The 1,047-nt window shown below is 62.4% G+C and carries 1 pseudogene; it reads right to left on the reverse strand.

What is annotated here, in order from left to right:
- A pseudogene (locus JNB89_RS30760) lies at window positions 1–1,047 on the reverse strand (lytic transglycosylase domain-containing protein); the annotation flags it as partial.

A 1,047-nucleotide genomic window follows, 5' to 3' on the forward strand; every position in this document is an offset into this window, starting at 1 on the left:
GAAATTCCCCACCAAACCCACCGGATGAACATGATTCACCACCGGACTAGACGGAAACCCCTCCACCTTCCCCTTCACCGATTCCCACCACTGAAGCTTCCTGATCCGCTCCAGCTCGCATTTCCAGTTCTCGGCTGCATTGCGCATCAGCGGAGTCAGTGCTTCCCAGCGGCTCATGCCGCCGCCCCATTCACTCTCATATTTGAGAATGACATGCCCGAGCTCGCTTGCAAGCCATCGACGCCCCAGTGCCTGCCGCAGCTTCACTGCCGTCACGACTACACGGCCATCCTTGCCTGGTTGATCCGGCGTACCATTCGGCGACGGCAGGCGGCTTACAGTCTGCTCGAGCCTCGATAACAGCGCGCTGTTACCCACCGCCTCAGTGGATGGTGCAAACGCCTTCTGTTCTTTCGCGTCCGCAGAGCCGGTGACTGAAAGATTGCGTCTGAATGCGTCGGTGAGGTTGATCCCCGTAGCGTCCACAATTTCAAAGCCCGGCCACGCCCATGGACTCTCCCAGTGCGTACCGGGGTGAGAGCCACTGCCATCGGACTGCTTCCCGCCGCACACCCAGCCCATGCCCGTTTGTCCGGCGCCCGTACCGACCTCGAGGCGCCACCAGGTGACCCCCTTGTCGTCGATTGCAACGTTCCCATCGCCCAGTGCGTTCAACTGCGCACGCGGGTAGGTCACCGGGTCCGCATTGACCGGTGACGCCGCCTGACTCAATCGCAACGGGAACGATTTCCAGGCCGGCAGTCCATTCGGTGAATCGAGTGCACCTAACCCCGAGCGCGCGATCCAGACGGGACTCTGATATTGCTGTGGATGACCGGGCGCACCGCTAATCCAGGGCTGCACCTGCACCCACGGTCCAGTCCTGGGGCTGGTCGCAGTGACGGTAAGTCTGGCAAGCGGCACGGTGCCGCCGAGAGTGAGATCCGGGTCGGCCGGTTTCGCCACAAGCTTGATTCCGGCCGGGATAACAAAGATGGTCCGGTCCGCAGCAGGCAGCTGTGCGGCACGCGCGCGGCTCCTGTCGAT

It is taken from the genome of Paraburkholderia phenoliruptrix, from assembly GCF_019511605.1.
In the GTDB taxonomy this organism is placed as follows: Bacteria; Pseudomonadota; Gammaproteobacteria; order Burkholderiales; family Burkholderiaceae; genus Paraburkholderia; species Paraburkholderia phenoliruptrix_A.